22 protein-coding genes are annotated in these 24,676 nt (G+C 65.7%); 7 read left to right on the plus strand and 15 right to left on the minus strand.

The annotated features are described in order from the left end of the window. Position 1: 1 nt before the first annotated feature. The 10 genes from A7X65_RS30895 to A7X65_RS30940 form a co-directional block, all read right to left on the minus strand. Positions 2 to 226: a hypothetical protein gene (locus A7X65_RS30895; RefSeq protein ID WP_245323954.1), complete on the minus strand. Its 225-nt coding sequence runs from the start codon at positions 224 to 226 to the stop codon at positions 2 to 4. A 548-nt stretch (positions 227 to 774) separates the two neighbouring features. Next, positions 775 to 1,965: an adenylate/guanylate cyclase domain-containing protein gene (locus A7X65_RS30900; protein WP_063692385.1), complete on the minus strand. Its 1,191-nt coding sequence runs from the start codon at positions 1,963 to 1,965 to the stop codon at positions 775 to 777. 105 nt (positions 1,966 to 2,070) lie between these two features. Further along, positions 2,071 to 2,655, minus strand: a complete 585-nt coding sequence (locus tag A7X65_RS30905; protein WP_063692387.1) for a HutD/Ves family protein — start codon at positions 2,653 to 2,655, stop codon at positions 2,071 to 2,073. 44 nt (positions 2,656 to 2,699) lie between these two features. Then, on the minus strand, positions 2,700 to 3,221 hold the full coding sequence (locus tag A7X65_RS30910; protein ID WP_063692389.1) for a hypothetical protein: 522 nt from the start codon (positions 3,219 to 3,221) through the stop codon (positions 2,700 to 2,702). 281 nt (positions 3,222 to 3,502) lie between these two features. Then, positions 3,503 to 4,651 (minus strand): ABC transporter substrate-binding protein, encoded by a 1,149-nt coding sequence (locus A7X65_RS30915; RefSeq protein WP_063692391.1) that lies wholly within the window; start codon positions 4,649 to 4,651, stop codon positions 3,503 to 3,505. A gap of 25 nt (positions 4,652 to 4,676) precedes the next feature. Further along, complete coding sequence (locus tag A7X65_RS30920; protein WP_063692393.1) at positions 4,677 to 5,510, minus strand: amidohydrolase family protein; 834 nt, start codon at positions 5,508 to 5,510, stop codon at positions 4,677 to 4,679. 21 nt (positions 5,511 to 5,531) lie between these two features. Continuing rightward, complete coding sequence (locus A7X65_RS30925; RefSeq protein ID WP_063692395.1) at positions 5,532 to 6,374, minus strand: shikimate dehydrogenase; 843 nt, start codon at positions 6,372 to 6,374, stop codon at positions 5,532 to 5,534. 401 nt (positions 6,375 to 6,775) lie between these two features. Then, complete coding sequence (locus tag A7X65_RS30930) at positions 6,776 to 7,621, minus strand: SDR family NAD(P)-dependent oxidoreductase (RefSeq protein ID WP_063692396.1); 846 nt, start codon at positions 7,619 to 7,621, stop codon at positions 6,776 to 6,778. A 1-nt stretch (position 7,622) separates the two neighbouring features. Next, positions 7,623 to 8,183: a carboxymuconolactone decarboxylase family protein gene (locus A7X65_RS30935; RefSeq protein WP_063692397.1), complete on the minus strand. Its 561-nt coding sequence runs from the start codon at positions 8,181 to 8,183 to the stop codon at positions 7,623 to 7,625. Continuing rightward, positions 8,161 to 8,859 (minus strand): TetR/AcrR family transcriptional regulator, encoded by a 699-nt coding sequence (locus A7X65_RS30940; RefSeq protein ID WP_063692398.1) that lies wholly within the window; start codon positions 8,857 to 8,859, stop codon positions 8,161 to 8,163. The genes A7X65_RS30935 and A7X65_RS30940 overlap by 23 nt, the downstream gene beginning before the upstream one ends. Positions 8,860 to 9,026: 167 nt before the next feature. Here A7X65_RS30940 and A7X65_RS30945 point away from each other — a divergent pair, with 167 nt between their 5' ends. The 5 genes from A7X65_RS30945 to A7X65_RS30965 all read left to right on the plus strand — a co-directional run bounded on the left by A7X65_RS30945 (position 9,027) and on the right by A7X65_RS30965 (position 13,578). Beyond that, entirely contained in the window at positions 9,027 to 10,232 is a 1,206-nt protein-coding gene (locus A7X65_RS30945; protein ID WP_063692399.1) for an ABC transporter substrate-binding protein, read from the plus strand. Between the two features lie 3 nt (positions 10,233 to 10,235). Further along, a complete protein-coding gene (locus tag A7X65_RS30950; protein WP_063692401.1) occupies positions 10,236 to 11,129 on the plus strand; it encodes an MBL fold metallo-hydrolase in 894 nt (297 codons plus the stop codon). A gap of 11 nt (positions 11,130 to 11,140) precedes the next feature. Next, positions 11,141 to 12,109: a Bug family tripartite tricarboxylate transporter substrate binding protein gene (locus A7X65_RS30955; protein ID WP_063692403.1), complete on the plus strand. Its 969-nt coding sequence runs from the start codon at positions 11,141 to 11,143 to the stop codon at positions 12,107 to 12,109. Positions 12,110 to 12,134: 25 nt separating this feature from the next. Continuing rightward, positions 12,135 to 12,674, plus strand: coding sequence for a VOC family protein (locus A7X65_RS30960; RefSeq protein ID WP_063692405.1), 540 nt, complete (start codon positions 12,135 to 12,137; stop codon positions 12,672 to 12,674). 91 nt (positions 12,675 to 12,765) lie between these two features. Continuing rightward, a complete protein-coding gene (locus A7X65_RS30965) occupies positions 12,766 to 13,578 on the plus strand; it encodes a class I SAM-dependent methyltransferase (protein WP_063692407.1) in 813 nt (270 codons plus the stop codon). Positions 13,579 to 13,604: 26 nt separating this feature from the next. Here A7X65_RS30965 and A7X65_RS30970 read toward each other — a convergent pair whose 3' ends face one another. Together A7X65_RS30970 and A7X65_RS30975 are read right to left on the minus strand one after the other, a co-directional pair. After that, positions 13,605 to 15,167: a L,D-transpeptidase gene (locus A7X65_RS30970; RefSeq protein WP_063692408.1), complete on the minus strand. Its 1,563-nt coding sequence runs from the start codon at positions 15,165 to 15,167 to the stop codon at positions 13,605 to 13,607. 267 nt (positions 15,168 to 15,434) lie between these two features. After that, entirely contained in the window at positions 15,435 to 16,871 is a 1,437-nt protein-coding gene (locus tag A7X65_RS30975) for a lipopolysaccharide biosynthesis protein (protein WP_063692410.1), read from the minus strand. A 262-nt stretch (positions 16,872 to 17,133) separates the two neighbouring features. Between A7X65_RS30975 and A7X65_RS30980 the strand changes: the two genes are divergently transcribed. Then, positions 17,134 to 18,222 carry a glycosyltransferase gene (locus tag A7X65_RS30980; RefSeq protein WP_063692412.1) on the plus strand — a complete coding sequence of 363 codons (1,089 nt, stop codon included), beginning with the start codon at positions 17,134 to 17,136 and terminating at the stop codon, positions 18,220 to 18,222. Continuing rightward, positions 18,219 to 19,286, plus strand: coding sequence for an endo-1,4-beta-xylanase (locus A7X65_RS30985; protein ID WP_063692413.1), 1,068 nt, complete (start codon positions 18,219 to 18,221; stop codon positions 19,284 to 19,286). Before A7X65_RS30980 ends, A7X65_RS30985 begins: the two co-directional genes overlap by 4 nt. 2 nt (positions 19,287 to 19,288) lie before the next feature. Here A7X65_RS30985 and A7X65_RS30990 read toward each other — a convergent pair whose 3' ends face one another. The 3 genes from A7X65_RS30990 to A7X65_RS31000 form a co-directional block, all read right to left on the minus strand. Next, positions 19,289 to 20,239, minus strand: a complete 951-nt coding sequence (locus tag A7X65_RS30990; RefSeq protein WP_063692415.1) for a DUF6492 family protein — start codon at positions 20,237 to 20,239, stop codon at positions 19,289 to 19,291. Positions 20,240 to 20,332: 93 nt separating this feature from the next. After that, the gene (locus A7X65_RS30995; RefSeq protein ID WP_063692416.1) at positions 20,333 to 21,127 is read right to left on the minus strand and encodes a protein-L-isoaspartate O-methyltransferase family protein; all 795 of its coding nucleotides are present in this window, start codon (positions 21,125 to 21,127) and stop codon (positions 20,333 to 20,335) included. Further along, complete coding sequence (locus A7X65_RS31000; protein WP_063692418.1) at positions 21,124 to 24,594, minus strand: ATP-binding protein; 3,471 nt, start codon at positions 24,592 to 24,594, stop codon at positions 21,124 to 21,126. Before A7X65_RS31000 ends, A7X65_RS30995 begins: the two co-directional genes overlap by 4 nt. Positions 24,595 to 24,676 lie beyond the last annotated feature (82 nt).

Below are 24,676 nucleotides of genomic sequence, written 5' to 3' on the forward strand. Positions count from 1 at the left end.
CTCACACGAGCTCCTGCGACCAGTCGTATTCGGCTTTGGCGGCCGAGCGTGCCACCGACCGGGCGGCATCGGCGCTGGAAGCCTTTTCGGCGCGCCGCTGATAATCATCGGCCAGCATCTTCAGCCGCGTCGCAACCACCTCGTCGGTCATGCCGCGGGCAGCGCGGAGCAGGCTCTGCGCAGTTTCCATATATTGTTTGCTTCGTCCAGAGATCTGCAGCGTCATGGCATCCTCACACAATGGTCTGAAGGGTTTTCGAAAGCGACCGGGAAGCGGCCTACCCAGTCGCGGTCATCCCGGCGGCGCATCGTGAACCGCTCGACGCACTTCTTCGAGCAAAGCGGCTTGCGCCACGCGTAGTACCGAACGAGACCGAACCTGCCGTCGCAGACCGCGCACCGCCCGGTTCGACCATTGAGATTTGCGGAACAAGTTGGCATTGAGGCCTCCTTCTGCCGTCACGCCCGACGTCGCCGATCACCTCGCCTGTTGCACCGGGGAGCGAGTCTTGCGTCCCGATGAAGCGGCAGCTCGTGGTACGTGCCCGCCGATGACATCACCATACGAGTCCCGCGCGGCGATCTCTTTCGACAAGGCGCCCTCAATTGCCCAACCGCACGAAGCGCGGCTGCGTGCACGGCGCGCGCGGCGGTAGACGTGCGTTTGCGCAAGCGGCGCGCAACGCCGCACGCGCCGGAGCATCGTTCGATGGAAATGGAACCAAAGGCGGGACGGAGATCGAGCGACGACGGCCGCGCCGATTCGCGCGCGTGTCAGCTGGGAAGCGCGAACAGCTCGATCGGGTCGCTAAAGCCGCGGACCTCGTATTTGCCGACACGCTCCAGCTCGAATTTCGGCTGGACCAGCTCGGCGAAGTCGCGCGACAGCACCACGTTGCGCCCGATCTGCTTGGTGAGGGCCTCGAGGCGCGAGGCCATGTTGACGGCGGGGCCGATCACGGTGAAATCGAGCCGGCTCGACGAGCCGATATTGCCGTACATGACGTCGCCGACATGGACGCCGATGCCGTAGTTCAGCGGCGCGCGGCCGCTGCCGTTGTTGCGTTCGTTCAGCCCGGCCATGGCCTGCCGCGCCTCGGTCACGGCGTGCAGCAGATTGATGCAGGCATCGGGCTTGCTCAGCGGGAAGATCGCGAGCAGGCCGTCGCCGATGAACTTCAGGATCTCGCCGCCGTGCCTCGCGATCGGCTCCGACATCGCGTCGAAATAATCGTTGAGCAGGTCGATGACGTCGTCGCGCGGCCAGTTGTCGGAGATCTTGGTGAAATCCCGCAAGTCGCAGATCATGATCGCCGCGCGCACCGTGGTGCCGGTGCCGCGCCGGGTGGCCCCGGCCAGGATCAGCTCGCCGGCATGGGCGCCGACATAGGTCTCCAGCAGCGTTCGTGCCAGGCGGTTCTTGATCCGGATCTCGCTGACCAGCGCCAGCACCGGCAGCACGTTCTTCAAGGCCTTGATGTGCACGTCGTCGAAGCCGCCGGGACGGTCGGTGGCGAAGGTGATGAAATGGCGCTTGCCGAGCGTGTGATACAGCGGCCAGGCGACATAGTCGGTCAGGCCCTTTTCGCGCATCTCGTCATAGAGAGCATGCTTGCGGCCGAGCGAAGGATCCCGTTCGAGGTTCTCGCGCACCTCGGTCGCACCGTCCTGCATCTCGTTGGCGGCGCTGCCGATATATTCGGGCCGCTCGCGAACGTCGTAGTCGACCAGTGCGATCTGCGCGTCCCGCATCCCATCGGACCACATGAAGCGGGCGCCCAGCCATTGCGGGTGATTGATCAGGATGTGAAGCGTCGACCGCTTGAGCGGGATGCCGGCCTGCTGAATCCGGTTGCACATCTGCGCGAAGATGTTGTCGATGAAGCGCTCGTCGCGCGTGCCGTTGGTCAGCCAGTCGACGACGCCGTCGGACAGCGTCGGGGCATTTCGGTCTGGCGTGGTCATATCCGGCCCTTCGCGGCAGTCTGCATCGACAAGAGATATCGTGCGCCGGGGCCGCGGCGTCAACCTAGCCAGTTGCACGGATTGTTCGCAAAAGGCCGCCGCAACTTAGCCGACGAGCCGGATCGACGCCAACACCGCCAGGCCCGAAACCAGCACCAGGCTGGACACCTCGGTCAGCTCGACCTTCAGCGTAGATTCGTGCGAAATCGCAAAATCCTCCTCGCCGAGACGGATGCTGCAGTCGCCACGCGCCGCGTAGAGCAAATGCGTGCCGGCAGGCAATGACCGCTCGCCCGGTTCCCTCACCGCCGCAAGCTCGATGTCGGCCGCTCCCCGCCGCGCCATCAGGTTCACGACCTCGACGGGACCAGCCTCCAGCGCGGTCACGATCTCCATCTCGCCCGTGAAGCGCACCGTCGTGAAGGGTTCACGCTCGTCGAACTCCTGCGTGGGCGACTTCAGCACCAGCCCGCGTCCGCCGACGACCATCTGCAGGCGGTCGATGCCGGGCATGTGGGAGAAGGGACCGGGCGTCACGATCGGCGTGGAGGCGAAGCGCCAGAGCAGGCTGTTCCAATCCCTCACCGGGCTGTCGGCGCGCCAGGCGCCCGCAATGTCGGTGAAGATGCCGCCGCCGTTCTTCCAGGGCGAGCGGGTATAGTCTTCGGATTTCAGCAGCGTGGTCTTCATGTGTGGCGAGCGTCCCGTGGATCACCCGCACATCATTAATCGTCTCACGCCTTGGCGTCGAGGTTCAGCCTGGTGCTGAGCTCGTTGACGAGCGCATCCACGAACTGGTTCTGATAGGCCGAGATGCCGTTGAAATAGACCGGGCCGCCGGACTGCACCAGCAGGCCGCCGCCGGAGATGGTTGCGTCGGTGCTGCCGCCGGCCGATTTGGTGTCGAGCTCGCCCATGGCGTCGTTGAGCCGGGCGGCGGTCTTGTCGTCCATCTCGCCGTTGGCCTGGAGCGTGGCGAGCAGGGACTGATAGGCACTGCTGAGGTCGGCGCCGGTTCCGGTCTCGGCGGTCGCGGAGAACGTCCCGTTGGTCTTGCCGTCGTAGCTCTTGTAGGTGAGCGTCTCCGTCGTGGTGCCGTCGGCGTTGGCGTGGCTGTCGAGCATCAGCTCGAAGGCGCTGCCATAGGCGCCCGTCGTCAGCATGTTCGGATCGTTCGGATTCCTGTTCTTGCTGGCGCCTGATTTGTCGGAGCCTGCGGTCCAGTTCGGCGGGACGGTGTAGCTGACGCTGGTCACGGATTCATTCCTGGAGTCATTGCGCGGAAATATTCAGCAATATCCATGCCAGCGAAGGCCGGTTGATTCCCATCGGCTTTCTCGCGCGATGTCGTCTCGACGTCGGTCCACGCTGCAGAAATTGCCCGGCAGTTTGATCCCATCACAGGATGGAGCGGGGCTTGCGCGACCAAGGCAAAGCCGTCATGGCGAAAGCGCGTAGCCCGCATGAGCGCAGCGCCATGCGGGGGCACCTATCCCGGATGTCGCTTCGCTCATGCGGGCTACGCATCCCTCGCCCCTCACTCCCCCTTGCCGCCCTTCAGCTTCGGCAGGGTCTCGACGATCTTCTGCTTGCCGTCGATGATCTCGGCAAGGAAGCTGGCGCGGTCGATGTCGCCGTTCTGGTCCCAGCTCGCTTCCATCAGCATGCCCGGCGCCTTGTCGGGGGTCAGCGTCAGGCCCTTCATCGCGGCGCCAAAGGCCTTGCTGTCGAACTTGCCAAGCTTTTCGGTGACGTATTTGACGAGATAGACGGCGGTGTAGCCCTTGATGCCGTTGTGGTCGGGCCGGTACTTGTAGCGCTCGCTGAACTTCTTCGTGAATTCTTCGATCGCGGGCACCGGCGCATCGGCGGACAGGCCGACATGGCCGCGCACGCCGTTGGCGGCGGGGCCGGCGAGCTCGACCACCTTCTGGCTGAGCAGCGTGGTCTCGCCGAACAGCGGCGTCGACAGGCCCTGCCGCTTCGCCTCGATCAGGAAGCGGGCGCTCTCCTCCTCGTTGGTATAGACGAACACGGCGTCCGCCTTGGCGCCCTTGAGCTTGATGACGTCGGAGCCGAAATCGACCTGGCCCTGCTCGGTCGAGATGTCGGCCGCAATGTCGATGCTGCGCGACTTCATCTCCTTCAGGAAATTGTCGCGGCCGCCCTTGCCGAAATCGTTGTTGACCCAGACCAGGGCCACCGACTTCACCTTGAGCTTGTCGTGCAGATAGTTGGCGATCTTCGGCATCGAGAATTGCTGGCCGAAGGCGGTGCGGAAGACCCAGGGATTGCCTTGCGTCGTGATGTCGGCGGCCTCTGCGCCGACGATCTGCGGAATCTCGGCGCCTTGCGTCAGCGCCATGTTGACCTTGACCGAGCCGGAATAGATCGGCCCGAGCACGACATAGGGATCCTTGTCGAGGACCTTCTGCACCTGGGCGCGCGAGATGCCGGGATTGCTCTGGGTGTCCAGATGCTCGGTCTGGATCTTGCGGCCCAAGATGCCGCCGCCGGCGTTGATCTCGTCCACGGCGAGCGCGACGCCGTCGCGCCAGTTGGTGCCGGAGACGGCGCCGGGACCGGACAGCTCGATGACGTCGGGGATGTAGACCGTGGTCTGCGCGCCGGCCGCGCCGGCCCAGAGCGATGCGGCGATGCCGAGCGTCCCTGCAAGATGCCTCATGATGTTCTCCTCCCCTTTGCTCTTTTTATGATCCCGCGAAGCCGAGCAGTTTTGCCGGCGTTCGCCACAAGAGGCGATGCTGATCGCCCGGATCCGGAAACAGCCTGGTCAGCACCGCGAGCAGCGGCCCGTAATCAAGCCTTTCAGGCGCGCGCAGGAACGGATAGTCCGAGCCCCAGACGCAGCGGTCGAGCGTGAAGGCCTCGACCAACGCTGCGATGAACGGCCAGGTATCCTCATAGGGATGCGGCGCTTGCGAGAACTTGTAATAGCCTGACAGCTTGACGTGCGCGTCGCGCTCGCGGCCGATGGCGAGCAGTGCCTGGAAAGCCTTGCCCTGCAAGCCCTGCGCGACCGAGGGACGGCCGCAATGGTCGAACACCAGGCGCACATCTGATTTCTCGATCAGCGGCAGCAGGTCGAGCAACTGGTCCTGCTCGACCTGGATCTGGAGGAACAGGTCGAGGCTTTTGAGCTTCTCCAGCAGCGGCGCGGCCTCGAGATAATAGGCGGCGCCGTGGAACGGCACGTTGAAGGCAACGCCGATCACGCCGGCGGCTTTCAGCCGCTCGAGCTCCCCGATGTCGACGTCATTCTCGACGACGGCGACGCCGCGAAAGCGGCCGCCGCCTTGCGCGAGCGTGTCGAGCAGGATGCGGCTGTCGCTGCCGTAACCGGTGTTGGTGGCGACGACCAGCGCGTGGCGGACATCGAAGGCGTCGAACACACGGAGAAGCTGCGCCGCGGGCGCGATCTCCTGGCCGCTCGGCCGATACGGCGTGTCGTCGGAATAGGGAAAGCGGACGGGATCGATGGCGTGAATGTGGCAGTCGATCCTGGGGGACACCGGCAGCGTCATGGCGCAAAGCTCCCCGGTTGGTCAGAACGTCGCTTCGATCGCCTTGATCAGTTCGGGCGTCACCTCGGGCATGACGCCGAACCAGGCCTTGAAGGCGAGCCGGGCCTGATTGAGCAGAAGGCCGAGCCCGTTCACCGTCACGCAGCCGCGCGCGCGGGCCGCGGCGAGGAAGGGCGTTTCCAGCGGCGTGTAGATCAGATCGGCGACGAGCGTTTCCGGCCGCAGGCGCGACAGGTCGATCTCCAGCGCATCCTTGCCGACCATGCCGCGATCGGTGCAGTTGACGAGCAGCGCGACATCGCCGAGCGCCGCGCCGCGATCGTTCCACGCGACCGTGCTCACGGCGGAGCCGAATTCCCTGGCGATCGCCTCGGCCTTCTCGGCGGTGCGGTTGGCGATGCGGATCTCGCGCGCGCCGTTTTCGAGCAGCGCGACCACCACCGCGCGCGAGGCGCCCCCTGCCCCCAGCAGCAGGATCGGCCCGGCATCGCCGCGCCAGTCGGCCTTGGCGTCGCGCAGGCTCTGCACGAAGCCGTTGCCGTCGTTGTTAAAGCCGGAGAGCGAGCCGTCCGTCTCGACAACGATGGTGTTGACCGCGCCGATGCGCTTGGCCGTTTCGTTGACGCGGTCGAGCAGCGGCATCGCCGTCTGCTTGTGCGGCATGGTGACGTTGCAGCCGCGGAAGCCGAGCGCAATCAGCCCATGAAGCGCATCCTCGAGCCGCTCCGGCTTGACCGCGAGCGGCACATAGGAACCGCGGATGCCGTGCGCCTTCAGCCAGTAATTATGGATGACCGGCGATCGCGAATGCGCCACGGGCATGCCGATGACGCCCGCCAAGCCAAATCCGTCCGCCTGCGACATGCTGCGCTTCCCGTCCTTGTCACGCGACCATTTTATTTGGTCATTTGTCCAAGATAATTAGAGGGAATGCCTAGAAGGTGCAATGTGAATCTGGGGGTGGCTGCGCGGAGTAAAGCCGTGTCGGAGGGCCACAAATCGCCGTCGTCCTGGCGAAAGCCAGGACCCATTACCCCGAATGGTTGTGAACAGGGCGAGCTATGGCCACACCGTCTTCCGACAATGTTGGACGGTGGCTATGGGTCCTGGCCTTCGCCAGGACGACGTTGGGGAGGCATCATGCCTCGTTGTCCGTAGCCCGGATGGAGCGAAGCGAAATCCGGGGCGGCTCTCGCGAGGACGCAGCGGTCCCGGATTACGCTTTCGCTTCATCCGGGCTACGAAGCTGGCGAACGACGTTCGGCTTACATCCCGCTCAGGCCGCTATCGACCGCGAGGGTCTGTGCAGTGACGTAGACGCTTTCGTCCGACAGGAAGAACAGCACGGCGTAGGCGATCTCCCACGCTGTCGCCTGCCGGCCGAAGGGGACGTGGCCCTTGCCGCGGTTGGGGCGGCCGGCGCCGGCTTCGCGGCCGTTGGGGGTGTCGACGAGGCCGGGATAGACGAGGTTGGCGCGGATGCCGCGGCGCGATCCGAGATGGGCGATGTTGCGCATCAGGCCGCCGAGCGCGGCCTTGGATGAATCGTAGACCGCCATCTGCGAGCCCGCCTTCAGCGCGGCGATCGAGGAGATGAAGACGACCGAGCCGCCATTGTCGAACTTTGGCATTGCAGCGCGGCAGCACAGCATGGGGCCGCGAACGTTGACGTCGTAGATCTTGTTCCACTCTTCGGGGCTGACATTGTCGAGCCCGGTCTTTCCAAAAGTGCCGATGTTCAGCACCATGCCGTCGAGGCCGCCCATGGCGCGATGCGCCTCGTCGATCATGCGCTGCACGTCAGCCTCCGACGTGACATCGGCCGTGATCGCAAAGCCCTCACCGCCGTCATCGGTGATGTGCTTGACGGTCTGCTGCGCGGAGGCGTGGTTGAGATCGGCCACCGCAACCTTCGCACCTTCGCGTGCGCAAAGGATGCTCATGGCGCGGCCGTTGCCGATGGGATCGGTGGCCACGTCGAACACGCGCTGGCCGCCGCCGACGATCAGGATGCGGCGGCCCTTCAGGCGCCCCCTGCCCGGCGCTTCGCCCAGCGACTCCGCGCTGGGCGGACGAACGTAACGCTCCGGCTTGCTCTCGGTGTTGCTCATCTCAGCCGCCCGACTTCTTGCCGCCGTCATAGACCTTCATGCCGGCCGCGGGATCGAGATCGGTCTCGGTCGCCTCGGTGAGGCGCGCCATCATCATGTAGAAACCGAGCGCGACGATGGATTCGACCATCTCCTGCTCGCTGAAATGTTGTCGCGCAGCGGCAAAGGTCGCCTCGGGAACGCGGACATTCTCGACGACCTCGCGGCCGAACTTCAGCAAGGCACGCTCGGCCTCGTTCAGCGCGGCGGCATCGTAGTCCGCGCGTTCGACCGCATCGATCTGGCCTTGCGTGCAGCCGACGCCGAGCGCGATCGGCACGTGCTGGCGCCATTCATAGGCGCCGCCCTCGAGCTGCGCGGCCTGCAGGATCAGCAGCTCGCGGTTGACCGCGGAAAGCTTCTGCTTGTGCAGGATCGAATTGCCGAGCCGCATCGCCGGGATCATATTGGCCTCGGCATGGGCCATCATGCGGAAGATGTTGAGCTTGACCGGCATGCGGTCGAACGAGGCGCGGATGTCGCCGCTCGTCGTCTCCGGATCAATCAGGGGCAGCCTTGCCACGCGTTTCTCCCTTGGGCTTTCGTTTCTTGTTGTCGGTGTCGTTGCCTGCCGCGATCAGCGACAGGAAAAAGGCGAGATAGCGGTCGATCGCCTCGATCACCTTCGGCCGTGGCGAGGGCGCCGCGCCCATCACGTAATGCTCGAGGCGGATATAGATGAGACCAGCCGCGAACAGCCGCGCGGTCTCGCGCGGATCCGGCGTCGAGATCAGGCCGGCGAGCGCGAAGCCGCGGAAATAATCCGTCATCATGCTCTGCTCGCGCGCGTAGAAATGGTCGGCGAACTTGGCGCGGATGCCGGGCACGCGGTTACGCTCGGCGGTGATGACCTTCTGGAACTGATGCTCGCGCGGATCGGACCATTGCTCGACGAGGTCCAATGCAAACTGCCGGCAGAACGCGGCGGGCTGGCGCGCGAGCTGCTTGTAGCGCGCTTCTTCCAGACGGCTCGCCGAGCTTGCGGGGCCGTGCTCGCTCACGATCGCTTCCAGGATCGCGGCCTTGCCGGAGAAATGGTTGTAGAGGCTGCTTTCGCGAATGCCGACGCGGCGTGCCAGCTCGCGCATCGAGGCGCCGCCATAGCCGCTCTGCGCGAACAGATCGAGCGCCTCGGTCAGGATGCGCTCGCGCGTCGTGGGCGCAGCCGCTTCCGCCGCGCTGGAGGTGTGGACAGCCATGGCGACTTGACTAACGAACGATCGTTCGCTAGTCAACCGTACGAACGATCGTTCGTCTCGCCAGACTGGCGGCAACGGTCGCTGCCCGCAAGCCTGCTTCGGGCGCTGTTCTCGCGTTTCAACTCCGCCCTCAGAGAGGCGGAGAGCAATTTTGGGGAGACGACGTCATGGCGCGCTTTGCCCGCCTTCGCCTTCGCGCGGCCTGCATCCTGCTGCTCGCAGCCGGCGCCGCCTCCGCCCAAACCGCGAAATACGATCCCGGTGCCGACGACAAGACCATCAAGATCGGCACCACCGCGCCGCTGAGCGGCCCGGTCTCCGCCTTTGCGCAGATCGCGAAATCCGCGGAGGCCTATTTCCGCAAGGTGAACGACGACGGCGGCGTCAACGGCCGCCGCATCCAGATGATCATCGCGGACGATGCCTACAGCCCGCCGAAGACGGTGGAGCAGACGCGCAAGCTGGTCGAGAGCGACGAGGTGCTGCTGATCTTCGGCGGCGTCGGCACGCCGACCAACAGCGCCGTGCACAAATATCTCAACGACCGCAAGGTGCCGCAGCTCTTCCTCGGCTCGGGCGCCGCGAAGTGGGACGATCCGAAGAACTTCCCGTGGACTGTCGGTTGGCAGCCGACCTATCGCGACGAGGCGATCGCCTATGCCAAGTTCATCAAGACCAGCCACGCCAATGCGAAGATCGGCGTGCTCTACCAGAACGACGATCTCGGCAAGGACTATCTGAAGGCGTTGGAGGAAGGCCTCGGCAGCGGCGAGGCGATCGTCGCGCGCGCCGCTTACGAGACCTCCGCGCCAACGGTGGACACGCAGATCCTGCAGCTGAAGACCGCGGGCGCCGACGTCGTGCTGGTGGCGGCGACACCGAAATTCGCGGCGCAGGCGATCCGCAAGATCGGCGAGATCGGCTGGAAGCCGGTGACCATCATCTCCAACGTCTCGGCCTCGATCAGCGGCGTGTTGGAGCCCGCCGGCAAGGACAATTCCACCAGCGTCATCTCCAGCCAGTACCTGAAGGACGCAACCGACCCTGGGAATAAGGACGATGCTGGGTACAAGGAATGGCTGGCGTTCATGGACAAGTACCTGCCGGACGCCAACAAGAGCGACTGGCTGAACGTCTATGGCTACACCATCGCGCAAACGCTGGTGACGGTGCTCAAAGCCTCCGGCAACGACCTCACCCGCGCCAACGTGATGAAGCAGGCGACGACGATGAAGGACGTGCGCCTGCCGATGCTGATCAACGGCACCGCGGTGAACAATTCGCCGGAGCGCTATACACCGATGACCAGCCTGCAGCTGATCCGGTTCGACGGCACACGCTGGGTGCCGTTCGGCGACCTCCTGAAGAACTGACGCATGCGGCAGGTCAAGATCGGCAGCATGCGGGTCGATCTCGTCAGCGAGATCCCTTCGCTTTCGTTCGACAAGACCTGGCTGTTCGCCAACGTCACCGATGCGGTGATCGCGGAGAACCGGAGCTGGCTCGATCACCGCTATATCGAGCCGGAGACCGGCCGCTTCATCCTCAGCCATCACTCCTATCTCGTGCGCACGCCGCGGTGGACCGCCATCGTCGACACCTGCTGCGGCAACCACAAGAAGCGGCCGCGCGTGCCGGCGTGGAACGATCTCAACCAGCCCTATCTGGAAAACATGCGCGCGCTGGGCGTTGCGCCCGAAGAGGTCGACTTCGTGATGTGCACGCATCTGCACGTCGATCACGTCGGCTGGAACACGCGTCTCCTCGACGGCCGCTGGGTGCCGACCTTTCCCAACGCGCGCTACCTGATGGGGCGCGAGGAATACCGGCATTTCGAGGTATCCCACAATGCCGCGCCGAAGAGCCCGGTCAACCACGGCTCGTTCGAGGATTCCGTGCTGCCGGTGGTCGCGGCGGGCCTCTCCGAATTCATCGAAACCGACCATCGCCTGTTTGACGATCGCGACGCCGCCCTGCGCTTTGCGCCGGCGCCGGGCCACACCGCCGGCAACATGCAGATCCATCTCAATGGCGGCCACGATCACGCTGTCATGTCCGGCGACGTCATCCATCATCCGATCCAGTGTGCCGCGCCGTGGCTGTCCAATGCCGCCGATGTCGATCCGGCCGCCGCGGTCGCGACGCGCATGGCGCTGCTGGAAGAGCTTGCGGACACGTCGAGCTATCTGCTGACCGGCCATTTTCCGGCGCCGACCGCGGGCCGCGTCGTCAGGCACGGCGACGCCTACAGATTTCGTTTTGAAGATTAGGGAATGCCAACATGATGCTGCGCACCGTCACGCTTTCGCTTCTCGCCTTGCTGTCGGCCACGCTGCCGTCGCGCGCGGAGGATCCTGCCGCCTATCCCACGCACAAGATCAAGATGCTGCTGCCCTACGCGGCCGGCGGCGGCGGCGACGTGGTCGGCCGCCTGCTGGCGGACAGGATGGGCAAGACGCTCGGACAGAGCATCTATATCGAGAACCACACGGGAGCGGCCGGCACGCTCGGCACGCAGATGGTCGCGACATCGCCGAATGACGGCTACACCATCACCGTCGGCGGCATGACCACGCATGTGCTGGCGCCCGCGATCTATCCAAAGCTGCCCTACGATTCGATCAAGGACTTCACGACCATCGGCCGCGTCGGCGTCTCCTCGATCATCCTGGTGGCGACCAAGGATTTCGCCGCCAACGACATCAAGGGCCTGATCGCGCTCGCCAGGAAGGGCGAGCCGATCCAGTACGGCAGCTGGGGCGTCGGCTCGACCGGGCAGTTCTGCGCGGAGATCCTGATGCAGCAGACCGGCATCAAGATGGAGCACGTGCCGTTCAACGGCATCGCCAAGCTGGCCGGCGACCTGCTCGGCGGCCACATCTCGCTCGCGACGCTGGACGTTGCGACCGCAACGCCGCTGGTGAAGGACGGCTCGATCAAGGCGCTGGCCGCCTGCGGCGAGCGCTCGCCGAGCCTGCCCGATGTCGCCAGCTACAAGGAGCAGGGCGTGCAGTTCGACCGCAGCCTGTCCTGGGCGATGTATGCGCCCGCGGGCCTGGCGCCGCCGGTCGCGCAAAAGCTGTCGGCCGCACTGAAGGACGCGCTCGGCGATGCCGAGGTCAAGGAGAAGCTGCTGAAGCTCGGCATCACGCCGCAATTCGTCCCGGGCGAGGAGCAGCGCGACATCAACGCGCGCGACATCGCGGCCTGGAAGCAGGTTGCCAAGGACGCCGGCATCGAGGTGAAATGAGCAAGCAAACAATGGGAGCCCGGGCATGAGCCGCATCTTCGGCGCGGTGCGCCAGAACGGATATGTGGTGCGGGACATCCACGCCGCGATGAAGCACTGGATCGAGGTGATGGGCGTCGGCCCCTGGTACTACATGGACCGGGTCAAGACCGACTGGTTCCGCCATCGTGGCGAGGATTCCGCCGTCGAGATGAGCATCGCGCTGGCCAATTCCGGCGATCTCCAGATCGAACTGATCCAGCAGCGCAACGACGCGCCGTCGCTGTACAGGGAATTCCTGGACGCCGGTCACGAAGGCCTGCAGCACATGTCGTATTGGAGCCACGACTATCAGTCGCTTTACGACAAGGCGATCGGGCTCGGCTACAGGATCGGCCACGAGGGCCAGATCGGCGGCGACAAGGGACGCTTTGCCTATTTCGATACGCAGGCGCATCCGGGCACGATCATCGAGATCTCCGACATCAGCGGCACCAAGGGACCGTTCTTCGAGAAGGTCCGGCAGGCGGCGTTGAGCTGGGACGGCACGCGGCCGATCCGCGAGGTCGGCGGCTCGCGACAATAGCGCCGGTGGTCGGGATGACTTGCCGTCGCTGGCGCGAGCGGGAAACCATGCTAATTTGCGACCTCGTGTCCGAACCTGCAGCGAGGCAAGCATGTCCAGCACTGACAAGGTTTTCGCCGGCTCGATCCCAAAGCTCTACGACGAATATCTGGTTCCGATGATCTTCGCCGTCTATGCGGAGGACCTCGCAAGGCGCATTGCGGCCCGCTCGCCTTCCGTGCTGCTCGAGATCGCGGCGGGAACCGGCGCTGTGACGCGCGCGGTCGCGGCGGTGCTGCCGCGCGGGGTTCGTTACGTCGCGACCGACCTGAACGAGCCGATGCTGGCGGTCGCCGCGCAGCGTCAGGCCGACGATGACCGCATCACCTGGCGCCAGGCGGACGGAATGGCTCTGCCCTTTGGCGAGGCCGAGTTCGACGTGGTGTGCTGCCAGTTTGGCGCGATGTTCTTTCCGGACCGCGTCAAGGCCTACGGCGAGATGAGGCGCGTCCTCAAGCCGGACGGCACGTTCGTATTCAACGTCTGGGACCGCATCGAGGACAACGAGGTCACGGCCGAGGCAACGGCAGCGCTCGGCAGGATGTTTCCAGACGACCCGCCCCGTTTCATGATCCGGACGCCGCACGGCTATCACGACAAGGCCGTCATCCGATCCGATCTCGAACGCGCCGGCTTCCGCGACATCAGCATCGAAACGCGAACCGAGATCAGCCGCGCGCCGTCGGCCGAATACGTCGCGATCGCGCTCTGCCAGGGCACGCCGTTGCGCAGCGAGATCGAGGCGCGGGATGCAAGCAGGCTGCAGGCCGCAACCGATAACGTCGCCGAGGCGATCCGGGCGCGCCACGGGTCCGGACCGGTCGAGGGCAAGATCCAGGCGATCGTGATCGAGGCGCGCCGCTAGCGCCGGGCATCAGCCCGGCACGCGCGCTACCACCAGCTCCGCTGCATCGGCTGCGTCGACTGGAAGTACTGGTACTGACCGCGCTGGCGGCGCGGATTGGCGGGCTGCACGTATGGATCGCGCTGCTGGTAGAAGAAGCCGAAGCCGTTGCCGCCATTGTCCCAGCCGTCGTCGCTGGCAACGTCCATCGGAGGCGCGGTCGGCTTGCGCGTGATGAAGCCGCCCTGGGGTTGGTGGCTCAGCACCGCGACGAACTCAGTGCGGTAGTTGGTCTCGGCGCTCAGCGGCTCGTCGGAGATGATGATCGACGAACGCGGCAGCGCGGTCGGTCCGATGCGATCCCAGACGTCCTGCGGGATGGTGATGCGGTCGAGCGCGTTCTTGGCGTCGTCGCCGCTGTCGATCGTGACCACGCTCCAGCGCAGGCCCGTGTCGTTCCTGGCCATCGCCGTGAAGATATGCGTGCCGAGCGGCTGGTCGGGATTTCGGATGGTGACGGGCACCTCGATGCTGGTGTCGAACACCTCGCCGCCGCCATCCGGCGCCGGCTTGTGGGTGTTCCGCCGCACGTAAAGCTTCTGCGTCGCGCGGCTGATATAGACCGACACCGGCTCGAGCGCGAGCTTGGCGTCGGTCGCGGCCTTCACCGCGTCGGCCTTCTTCGTCGCGGCCACCTTCGCCGCCTCTTTCGTCGCGGCGACGGCGTCGCGCTTCGGCTGCGCGGCGGCCTTGGCGGCATCGAGCTGCGTCGTCGCATCTGCGGCCTTCGCGGCCGCCTTCTGCTTCAGCTCCTCGGCCTTGGCACGGGCCTGATCGGTCTTCGCGTTCGCGAGCGTCTTTTCGGCGAAGGCGAGCTCGGCATCGGCGCGGGTCTTCTGCTGTTCCAGCTTGCGCAGCGAGGCCGGAAGCGAGGCCGCCTCCTTCGCGGCCGCAGCCGCCGCCTTCTTGGCCTCGTCGGAGGCCCGCGTGGCTTCGTCGGCTTCGTACGAGAGCTTGTCGGCCCGGCTCGGCACCGCCGCGATGGCCTCCCGCTTCGGCACGAACAGCGAAGGATGCGAGAAATCGGCCGGCGCGGCGTCGTTCGGCGAGATGATCACGCGCATGCCGATGTTGGTCTTGTCGAACAAATTCTCGGCAAAGCCGAACGGCATACGCACGCAACCGTGCGAGGCGGCATAGCCGGGCAGCGGGCCGCCATGCAGCGCGATGCCGTTCCAGGTGATGCGCTGCATGTGCGGCATCCAGGCATCGTCATACATGGTCGAACGGTGATCCCGGTCCTTCTCGACGATGGCGAAGACGCCGGCGGGCGTCTCGCGCCCGGTGGTGCCGGTCGAGACCGGCGCGCGCAGGATCCAGCCCTCGGCGTCGTAGAAGGTGACCTGCTGGCTCTTGATCGACACGATCGCCATGATCGGCTCGCCGGCCTCGCGCTGCGCCACCTGTTCGGCCACCTGCCGCGTCTGCTTGGCCGCGTTCGCCGGGCCCAGTGCCGCGAATGCGACCATTGCGGCAAATGTCACAATTCCGGGAGGCCCCCAACGCCGCATCGCCACGGTGGATCGCGCCGTTGTCTTCAGGTTTTTCATGCCATCCTCGGTCGAAATGCCAGTCCGCGCGTCCGGTCCAATGTCAGCTTGCGACCTCTAAATTAAGAAATCACAGCCGCCATACGTTCCGTCTGTGGCGAGATTCGGCCCGTTCCGGCGGCCAATCTCTCATATACGACCGCCCGCACGGGCGGAAGGGCGGCTGGGCCGGTGGCTGGCCCTGGGCTGGCGATCTTCCGCTGCGGCACAATGTCCGGGGACCGGTGGCGGAGCGGTGCAGGAAGCCCCCCTGCCCGACGGCGGCAGCTACGCGCCGAGCGGCTTCCGGTTGAAGCGGCTCAGGAAGCGGAGCGACAGGGTGCGGACATTGGCGACGTTGAGCAGCCAGGCCGTTGCCGCATAGGCGAGCCCGCCGGCGAGACTCACCACGGTCAACGCAATGAAGCCGGTACCGTCGACATGCGATCGCACGAGCAGAATCGCCGCCGCCATCACCGCGGCGGAACCGGCGACGCCGGCGAGCCGGCTCGCGTCGAACGGCACGGGATGGGCCCGGTGCATCAGGGTGATTGCGACGACGAGGCCGATCGCCTCGGTCGCGAGCGTTGCGAGTGCGGCGCCATAGAGCCCGTAGCCCGCCACCAGCGCGAACATCAGGGCGACGCTCACCACCAGGGTCAGGAACGACTGCGCCGCCAGCATGAAGGGCCGCTCGGCAAGCTGGAAACTGATCTGGACGTAGAACTGGTTGGCGATGCCGAAGAAGCGGGCGAGCACCAGGGTCGGCAACAGCGCCGACACGCCGGCACGGAAGTCGACGCCGACGAGCGTGCCCGCGACCTGGTCGGTTGCGAGCGACAGCCAGATCGCGACCGGCGCGACGACCACGAGCAGCAGCTCGAGACTCTCGCTCAGCCGCTCGCGCGTGACCTCGTTGTTCTTCTCCGACAGCGACCGGAACACCAGGGGCACGGTCGCAGCCGCAACGCTGGAGGCGATCATCACCATGAACTGGCGCGGCAGGTCGGCGGCGACGCCGAAGATGCCGGCGGCATCCTTGCCGAGGAGATACGCGACGATGAGGCGGTCGCAGCTCGAGTACAGCGCGACCGAGAGGCCGGCCAGCGTCAGCGGCAGGCCATAGCGCGCCAGCTGCATGAACTGGCTGCGCTCGAAGCGCGCGATCCTGCTGCGGTCACCGACCAGATTGAGAATGATGCCGGCGAGCGAGCCGAGGCCAAACGCGGCGAGCAGGCCGATGCCGCCCCAGCCGAGCCAGATGCCGGCGAGGCCGAAGCCCACGCTCGACACGCTGCGCACGATCGAGATCGCCGCGAAGCGATAGGGCCGCAGCTTGGCACGCTCGAACTCCTGGCCGACATCGACCGCATTGGCCATGATCGCGACGAACATGCTGGCGAGCAGCAGCTCGACGCTGACATCGCTGCGGAACAGGAACACCAGCGGCGTGGTGGCGCAGAGCACCGCAACCGTCAGGCCGAAGGCGACCATCGCCGTGCCGCGGAAGTCCACCTCCGCCGACATCGCCTGATAGCGCGACACCGACAGCTTGATCCAGGCAAAGAAGATCGCGCCGAGAATGCCGGCAAGGCTGATGCCGACGACATAGACGCCGTACTCCGCCGGGCTGAGCAGCCGCGTGTAGGCGGTGACCGCGAAGAAGCCCACCGCCGCAGGCAGGATGTAGGCCACCAGATAGATCGAGAAATGGCGGTTCAGCATGCGAGCCCGGGACCGGCGGCGACGTGATGATTAACGGAACGTTAAAGCAATTGGCCTTTGCTGCGGCATCCGCAACTCACCGCCAGCGCCGGCCAAGATAGTCGCATAGCCTTGCAAATCGGATTGCGAATGAAACGTGCCGGCGGTTATCGCGCGTTAGCGTTAAATTTGCCCTGTCCTTGAAGCGACCGTCGGGATCACAGAAAAGAAGCAATAATATCAGAAGGTCGCCCGACCCCTCCGATGCGTGGACGTGACTGACATGGACGTTGCCGAACGAACGCGGGCGCACCCGACCTCCCGGCCGCATGGCGGCACCGACGCTCCGCTGGTTCCCGCGGATTTCGGCACGCAAAGGCGCGAGAGAATGGTCCTCAACCTCTTCTTCGAAGAGCGGGACGATCGCTGGTTTCCCGGTGACCGCCACATCCGGCCGCTGCTGCGGCGCCTCGTCAAGGGCGAGTCCTTCATCAGCGGGCAGCGGCGCGTGCTCCTCAATCTGTGCGCCGGCCTGGACCGGCTCGGCATCCGCTATCGCGTCAACGACTATCGCTACATCCAGAAGCACCCGGAGGAACTCGCCTGCATCATCGGGCGGCCTTTCGTGCTCGACTGGTTCAAGTGGAAGAACCCGCTCCTGCTCGGCGTCGCCATGTATGACCACCCGGTCGATGCGCCGGAGCGGCTGAACGAGCTGCAGGTGAAACGCGTGCTGGTGCCGTGCGCCTGGTATGCCGACATGTTCCGTCCGCACTGGCCCCATGTCGAGGCCTGGCCCGTCGGCATCGACACCGATTTGTGGACGCCGACGCCGGCCGACCGCAAGAGCGTCGATGTGCTGCTCTACGACAAGGTCCGCTGGGACTACGAACGATATGAGCCCGATCTGATCGAGCCGATCCGTCGGCATCTCGAGGCCAGCGGCCGCACGGTCGAGGTGATCCGCTACGGTCACTACAAGGAAGCCGATTACAAGGCGGCGCTGGCGCGCTGCCGCAGCATGATCTTCCTGTGCGAGCACGAAAGCCAGGGCATCGCATGCCAGCAGGCGCTGTCGAGCGGCGTTCCCGTCTTCGCGTGGGACCGCGGCGGGCCGTGGCAGGACCCGAAGTATTTTCCGCACAAGGTGCAGTACGAAGGCGGCGTGTCCTCGGTGCCGTATTTCGACGCGCGCTGCGGCATGACCTTCACCGATGCGGCCAGCTTCACCTCCGGCTGGAGCAAATTCTGGTCGCATGTGAGCGCGGGCGACTTCGCGCCGCGCGACTACGTGGTCGAGAACCTGACACTCGAGAAGGGCGCGCTGCATTATTACGAGATCGCGGAAGCTGCGATGCAGCGTCACGCGTGACGCGGCTCGACCGGCGCCAGTTTCTTCTCGGCAGCGCCGCGACGCTCGCGGCCGGCGCCTCCGCGTCGGCCCTCCCGGCCTCGAAACTCGCTCAGCGCCGTCAGGGCTTTGGTGCGGCAGCCACGCTCTGGGACCTGCAAGCGGATCCCAGGCTCGGCGAAGCCATCGGCACCTATTGCACGCAGGTGGTGCCGGTGCTCGAGCTGAAATGGCCGATGCTGCGGCCGGACGCGCACACCTTCGCCTTCGAGCGTGCCGATGCGATCCTGGATTTTGCGCGGGCGAACGATCTGACGATGCGCGGGCACACGCTCGCCTGGTATCACGACATTCCGGACTGGACCAAGCAGATCAAGGATAGCAAGGGGGTCGAGCGCGCCTATCTCGATCACATCGGCACTGTCGTGTCCTATTACAAGGACAAGCTGACGTCGTGGGACGTCGTCAACGAGCCGATCCCGGACAATCCAAAGAGGATCAGCGACCGGCGCGATACGTTCTGGACTCAACATCTCGGAAAAAACTGGATCCCGCTGGCATTTCGCACCGCGGCCGCGGCCGATCCCTCCGTCAAGCTCGCCATCAACGAGTACGACATCGAGTCGGTGAAGGACTCCTTCATCGCCAAGCGCGCGGCCTATCGCAACCTGATCATGGAGCTGCTCGACCAGGGCATTCCCTTGCATGCCGTCGGGCTGCAATCGCATCTGCATGCCGAGCTCGAGATCGACACGCATGGCCTTGCCGAGTTCGTCACCGAGCTGCGCTCCTGGGGACTCGAGGTTCTCGTCACCGAGCTCGACGTCGACGATCAGAAGCTGACGGGCAGTCCCGCCGAGCGCGACGCCGTCGTCGCCAAGCGGGTCGACGATCTGCTGACCGCGATCTCGGCCAGCGGACCGGTGCGCTCGATCCTGACCTGGGGCCTCTCGGACCGCTACAGCTGGATCAACGGCACCTTCGCCCGCAAGGACAAGCAGCCGAACCGTCCCTTGCCGCTCGACGGCGAGTTCAAGCCGAAGCCGTTCATGGACGTCATCAGCAAGTTCACCAGGGACGCCTGAGTCTAGCGCGTCTTCGGCGTCTCGAACGCGGGTGCGTCCCCCATGTGGTCCGGGGACAGGCTCGGGCTGCGGCGATCGCGCGAGCTGAGGCGGAAGACGTCACGGATGTCGTCGATCGAGGTCGACGAATAGGACTGGATGCAGAGCGCGACCTGCTCGGGCGAGGCCGCATGCATCAGTGCTTCGATCGCCGGACGGTCGAGGGGGGTGTCGTCCCAGTGCGAGACGGCGATGCTGTCTTCAGTGACCCGATGCCTCGCCAGATATTCCGGCGAATTGGCGACGAAGTTGCCGTACAGCAGATATTCGGAGAACTTCTTCTTCCGGCACAGTGCCAGCGCCCAGTTCAGGCCCGTCGCCGATTTGATGGCGTCGGTCATCGCGCGCGCGGCGTCCTTGTCCCACACCAGCGCATTGCCGACATAGTCCTCGGCCGGGAACGCGCGCTCCTTGATCCCGAGAAGCTGATCGACGGTGCGCAGCCACAGCACATGCAAGGGGTGGCCGGCGTCGATCCCCCTGGGCGTGACGAAGAGCGGCGTCTTCTCGCCGCCGGCATATTGGCCGACGTCGAATTCGCGGAAGAACAGATTGTCCGAGTCCAGGATGCACACGCGCTGCTCGGGCGCATTGAGGACGCCGGCGATCTTCAGGATCTGCTGGATGTGCCAGCCATGCACGGGCGAGGACAGCAGCGACAGCCAGACCCGCCGCTTGCTGATGAACTGGAGCGCCGGCGGCAGCGCGAACAGCCATTTCGGCAAGTAACGCGAAGCCGGAACGATGACGCGCTTGTCCGACGCAAAGCGCTCGAACAGCGGCACGTCCTCATCGTTAACGAGAACATAATGCCGCGTGTATCCCGTCAGCCAGGTGTCGATGCTTTCGCTGAGCAGCGAAAAGCGCTCGATATCCTTGGCGTAGCTGGCGGTCAGCAGGGCAACGGAATGCATGGGGCGCTCGCATGGCGATCAGGCCGCACTCATAGCGGCGGCGGGACGCGCTGCAAACTCACAAACGGAATCAAGGTAAAATGAAACGAAGCGTTAGCCGTCCGACGGCAGGCCTTGCTCGATGCCGCGGAAGCGCAGCGGCGCGAGGCTTGAAGCCCGCTGCCACCAATCGGCGACGCGGTCGTCGAGCGCTGTCACGCCGCGGCCCTGGCCGGGGAAGATCCGGATCTGCTGCAAGGCTTCGGCCTGGAAGCCCCTGCCGCGCCGCATGATCATGAGGGCGGCTCCCTCGCGATCCCGCTGGGTCAGCGGCACCAGCAGGCGTCCGCGCGGACGGAGCGACCGGAGCCAGAGCGGATGCGGATGCGGAAAGCCGGCATGCACGATGATCACGTCGGCGGCCTCGCCGACGTCCTTGCACCCGTCGCCGTTGACGACCGTGACGTTGCCATAGCCGCGCAGATAGGTCGCTGCGCGAGCCGCAAGCCGTTCGTCGCATTCGATCGCATGCACGCTGCCCTTGGGGCCGACCATCATCGACAGCACCGCGGAGAAATAGCCGAGGCCGGCGCCGATCTGCACGACGCGGTTCCCCCGCTCGACGTCGAGCACATCGATGAAATGCGCCCACAGGCTCGGCAGGCCGGTGTCGAGCTTGCGGCGGGCATCGATCGCGACCAGCACATTGTCGTAGAGATGAACGGGATCGGCATCCGGCGTCAGCCGATAGCTGCGCGCCGCCTCGCTCTTGATGCGCCAGGGGCCCTTCGCCAGAAAATCCTCGCGCGGAACGGCGGCGAGCGCGTCGAGCAGGCGGGGTGAGGAAATCCGCTCGCGCTTCGCAATCATCGCGACGTAACGCGCACGCGCGGCAGAAAGATCGCTCATTTCACCGCGCTGGCCTGTTCGCGAACCGGAACGTCCGCATCGAGCTCGTTGACCAGTTGCATCGCCTGCTTCAAGTCCGGCGTGTAGAAGCCTTCGCTGAACCTGCCGACGATCGGCACGAGCAGGAGCCGCGCGTGCTCACGCCTGCCCGATTGATGCGACAGCCGCGCGAGGCTGACCGCGGTACGAAGCTCCCACGACAGCGCGCCTTGCTTGCGCGCGGTGTCCAGCGAGAGAGCGAACAGATCCTCGGCCTCCTGCACCGACGCCGGGTCGCCGTCCGACAGCGTGATCTCGCCTTGCAGGCGATAGACCTCGGCGAGATAGGAATGATCGCCGGTCCGCCGCGCGGTCGCGAGCGCGCCGTCGAGTGCGCGCAAGGCGGCCTCGCGCATGCCGACCTTGGCGTAGGCCTCAGCAAGCAGGCAGCGGAACCAGCAGCCTGCGAGCCAGGAATCCATCGCCTCGTATTCGTCGAGGCCGAAGCGCATCTGGCTGAGGCCTTCGTCGGCCTCCCCTAACTGGGCCAGCGCCCAGCCGCGCAGGATCGTGGCCTGCTGCTTCCAGTGCAGGAAGTTGTGCTCGGTCGCGATGATCATGGCGCGGTTGGCGTGGTCGCGCGTGCCCTCGACGTCGCGCAAATGCTGGCAGAGATAGGCGCCGAACACGAGCGCGAAGGCGAGCGTGAAAGGATGGCGGATCTTCTCGGCATTGGCGATCGCCTGCTCGCTGTGCTGGCGCGCCGCATCGGGCCGGCCGAGGAACCAGAGCAGATAGCCGAGATAGGACAGCGAGACCACGCCGGGATCGGTGCCGTGCCGCTCCATCAGATCGGAATGCAGGTCGGGGCTGTAGAGATTGATGCAGCGATGCAGGTGATGCTGCGAGGCGGCAAAGCGGCCGCGATAGAGCATGGTCATCGCGATCGAACGATGCGCCTCGATCAGATAGCCGGTCTGCTGCGCCGGCTGCGACCGCTCGTTGAGCCGCTCGCGCTTGGCGAATTTCAGGAGCTCGACGCTGAGATCGTGCGCGCGGGTCAGATCGGCGCGGATGAAGTGGCACACCCACAGGCCACGCGTCGCGGCAAAGGCCTTCTCGTCATCGTCGAGCTGCTGCCCGAGCTCGAGCGCGCGGATGTAGTTCTCCTCGACCTCCTGCACGGCATAGCCCTTGGCCGCGATCAGCGCGTTGCCGAGCGCGATGCGCAGCTCAAGCTCCATCTCGTCGGCGCCCTGCATCCGCGCATTGGCCTGCACGACGCTTAAGCCCCGGCGCAGATGGCCGATCGCCTCCAGGTTGGCGCCGCTCCTGGCCGCCTGCTTGCCGGCCTTGAGCCAGAAGCTCGCGGCGCCCTCGCTCTGGCCGGATTCGGTGAGGTGATGGGCCAATAGCTCCGGCTCGCGATCGGTCTTCTCCGGATACATCTCGGCGAGCACCTGCGCGATGCGCGCATGCAGCTTGCGACGCTCGCTGTGCAACAGGCTCGCATGCGCGGCGTTCTGGATCATCACGTGCTTGAACGAGTAGAGCGCATCCGGCGGATGACCGCGGCGCATGATCAGCCCGGCCTCCTCCAGATGGTTGAGCGCGGCCACGATCTGCTCCGCCGGCGTATTGGCGACGGTCTGAAGCGTCTCGTAGGAGAACTCGCGGCCGATGGTGGCGCCGATCTGCGCGATCCGCTTGAACGGGCCCATCCGGTCGAGCCGCGCCATCAGCGAATCCGTCAGCGTTGCCGGGATCGCGAGCTGCCGCCACGGGCCGGAGAGCACGTAGCGCCCATGCCGCTCGGTCAGGAGGTTGGATTCAAGAACGGTCTTGGTGAGCTCTTCCAGGAACAGCGGCACGCCGTCGGTCTTGACGATGATCTCCTCGACCACCTCCTTGGGAAGCTCGCGGCCTGCGACGCGCTCAACCAGCGTCGTGCGGAGCTGCCGGCTTAGACGGTTCAGCACCAGCGTGGTGATATGCGAATGCGCGTTCCAGCTCGGCTGGAATTCGGAACGCGCGGTGATGATGACGAGGATCGGCCGGTTCTGCACCCGGTCGACAAGGAGGTCGATCACCTCGCGCGAGGTCGGGTCGATCCAGTGCAGATCCTCGAACGCGATCACGATCGGCATGTCGCGGGCAAGACCCAGGAAATGGCTGACCAGCGCCGCCACGGTCGCGTCCTTCTGCTGCTGCGGCGACAGCTCGAGCGGCGGATAGCGGTCACCGGTGGGAATCGACAGCAGCGCGGCAAACAGCGGCGTGACCTGCTCGATGTCGCCATGCGCGGCGGCGATTGCGGTCTCCAGGCTCGCCAGCGACATCGCGGAAGCATCCTCGCGGTCGAGCCCGAGCGAGAATTTGAGCTGCTCGGCGAACGGATAGAATGCGGTGGAGGTGTAATAGGGCGAGCACTGGAACGAGACCTGCCCGTGCCGGTCGCCCGATATCCGCTCGAAGATCTCCTGGATGATGCGGGACTTGCCGATGCCGGGCTCGCCGAACTTGACCACGACCTGGCCGTCGCCGTCCTTGGCCTGCTGCCAGCGGCCCATCAGCAGCGCGATCTCCTCCTCGCGGTTGACGAGCGGCGTCAGCCGCGCGCCCATCGCGGCGGCGAAGCGGGTCTCCACCCGCGAGGCCCGCACCACGTGCCAGGCCTGCGCCTTCTCCGAGATGCCCTTCAGGGCATGGACGCCGAGACTGCGGTAGTCGAACTTCCCCTTCAGCAGCGACTGTGTCGAGGCGGAGATCACGACGCCGTTGGGCGGCGCCAGGGCCTGCAGACGCGCGGCGAGATTGACGGTCTCGCCGACCGCAGAGTCGCGCTCCTCGGTGCCCTGCCCGACGAGGTCGCCGACCACGACGAGGCCGGTCGCGATCCCGATGCGCACCGCGGGCGAATGGCTGAGCGCGCCGCGCGGCTCGATCGCGCGCGCGGTCGACAGCACCCGCACGATCTCGAGCCCGGCACGCACCGCACGCTCGGCATCGTCCTCATGCGCGGTCGGATAGCCGAAATAGACCAGGATGCCGTCGCCGACGAAGCGGGCGGCGAAGCCCTCATAGTGCTTGACCACGCGGACGCAGGTTTCGCGGAAGCTCGCGATCATGTCGCGCACGTCTTCCGGATCGAACTGCACGGAGAGCGAGGTGGAATCCACCATGTCGCAGAACATGGTGGTGAGCTGGCGCCGCTCCGCCCCGACCTCGGTCCGCGGTTGCGGGCGCCCCGTCGTGGCCGGCGCGGCTGCCGTTTCAGCCTGAAACAGGGCGGTCATGGCACGCTGGAGCCGCTTGCGGTCGCCGAGCGGCAGTCCGAGCTCGACCAGATCGGCTTCGGTCAGGTCTCCCATGACATCGAGATCGAGGCGGTGCTGGGCGAAGAGATCGGCGTAGTGGCCAAGGCCAATGCCTTCGAGCCAGCGCTTCAGCCCGCCTTCCGTCTCCGTGCCCGGCTCGTTCTCCAGCATGGTGATTCTGCCCGACTTCACTCCGTCGAAGGGCTTTAGGGCCTCAACCACAGATTTTGGGGCCCGAACTTCACCTCAGACT

The sequence above is a fragment of the Bradyrhizobium stylosanthis genome (assembly GCF_001641335.1).
GTDB classification, from domain to species: Bacteria; Pseudomonadota; Alphaproteobacteria; order Rhizobiales; family Xanthobacteraceae; genus Bradyrhizobium; species Bradyrhizobium stylosanthis.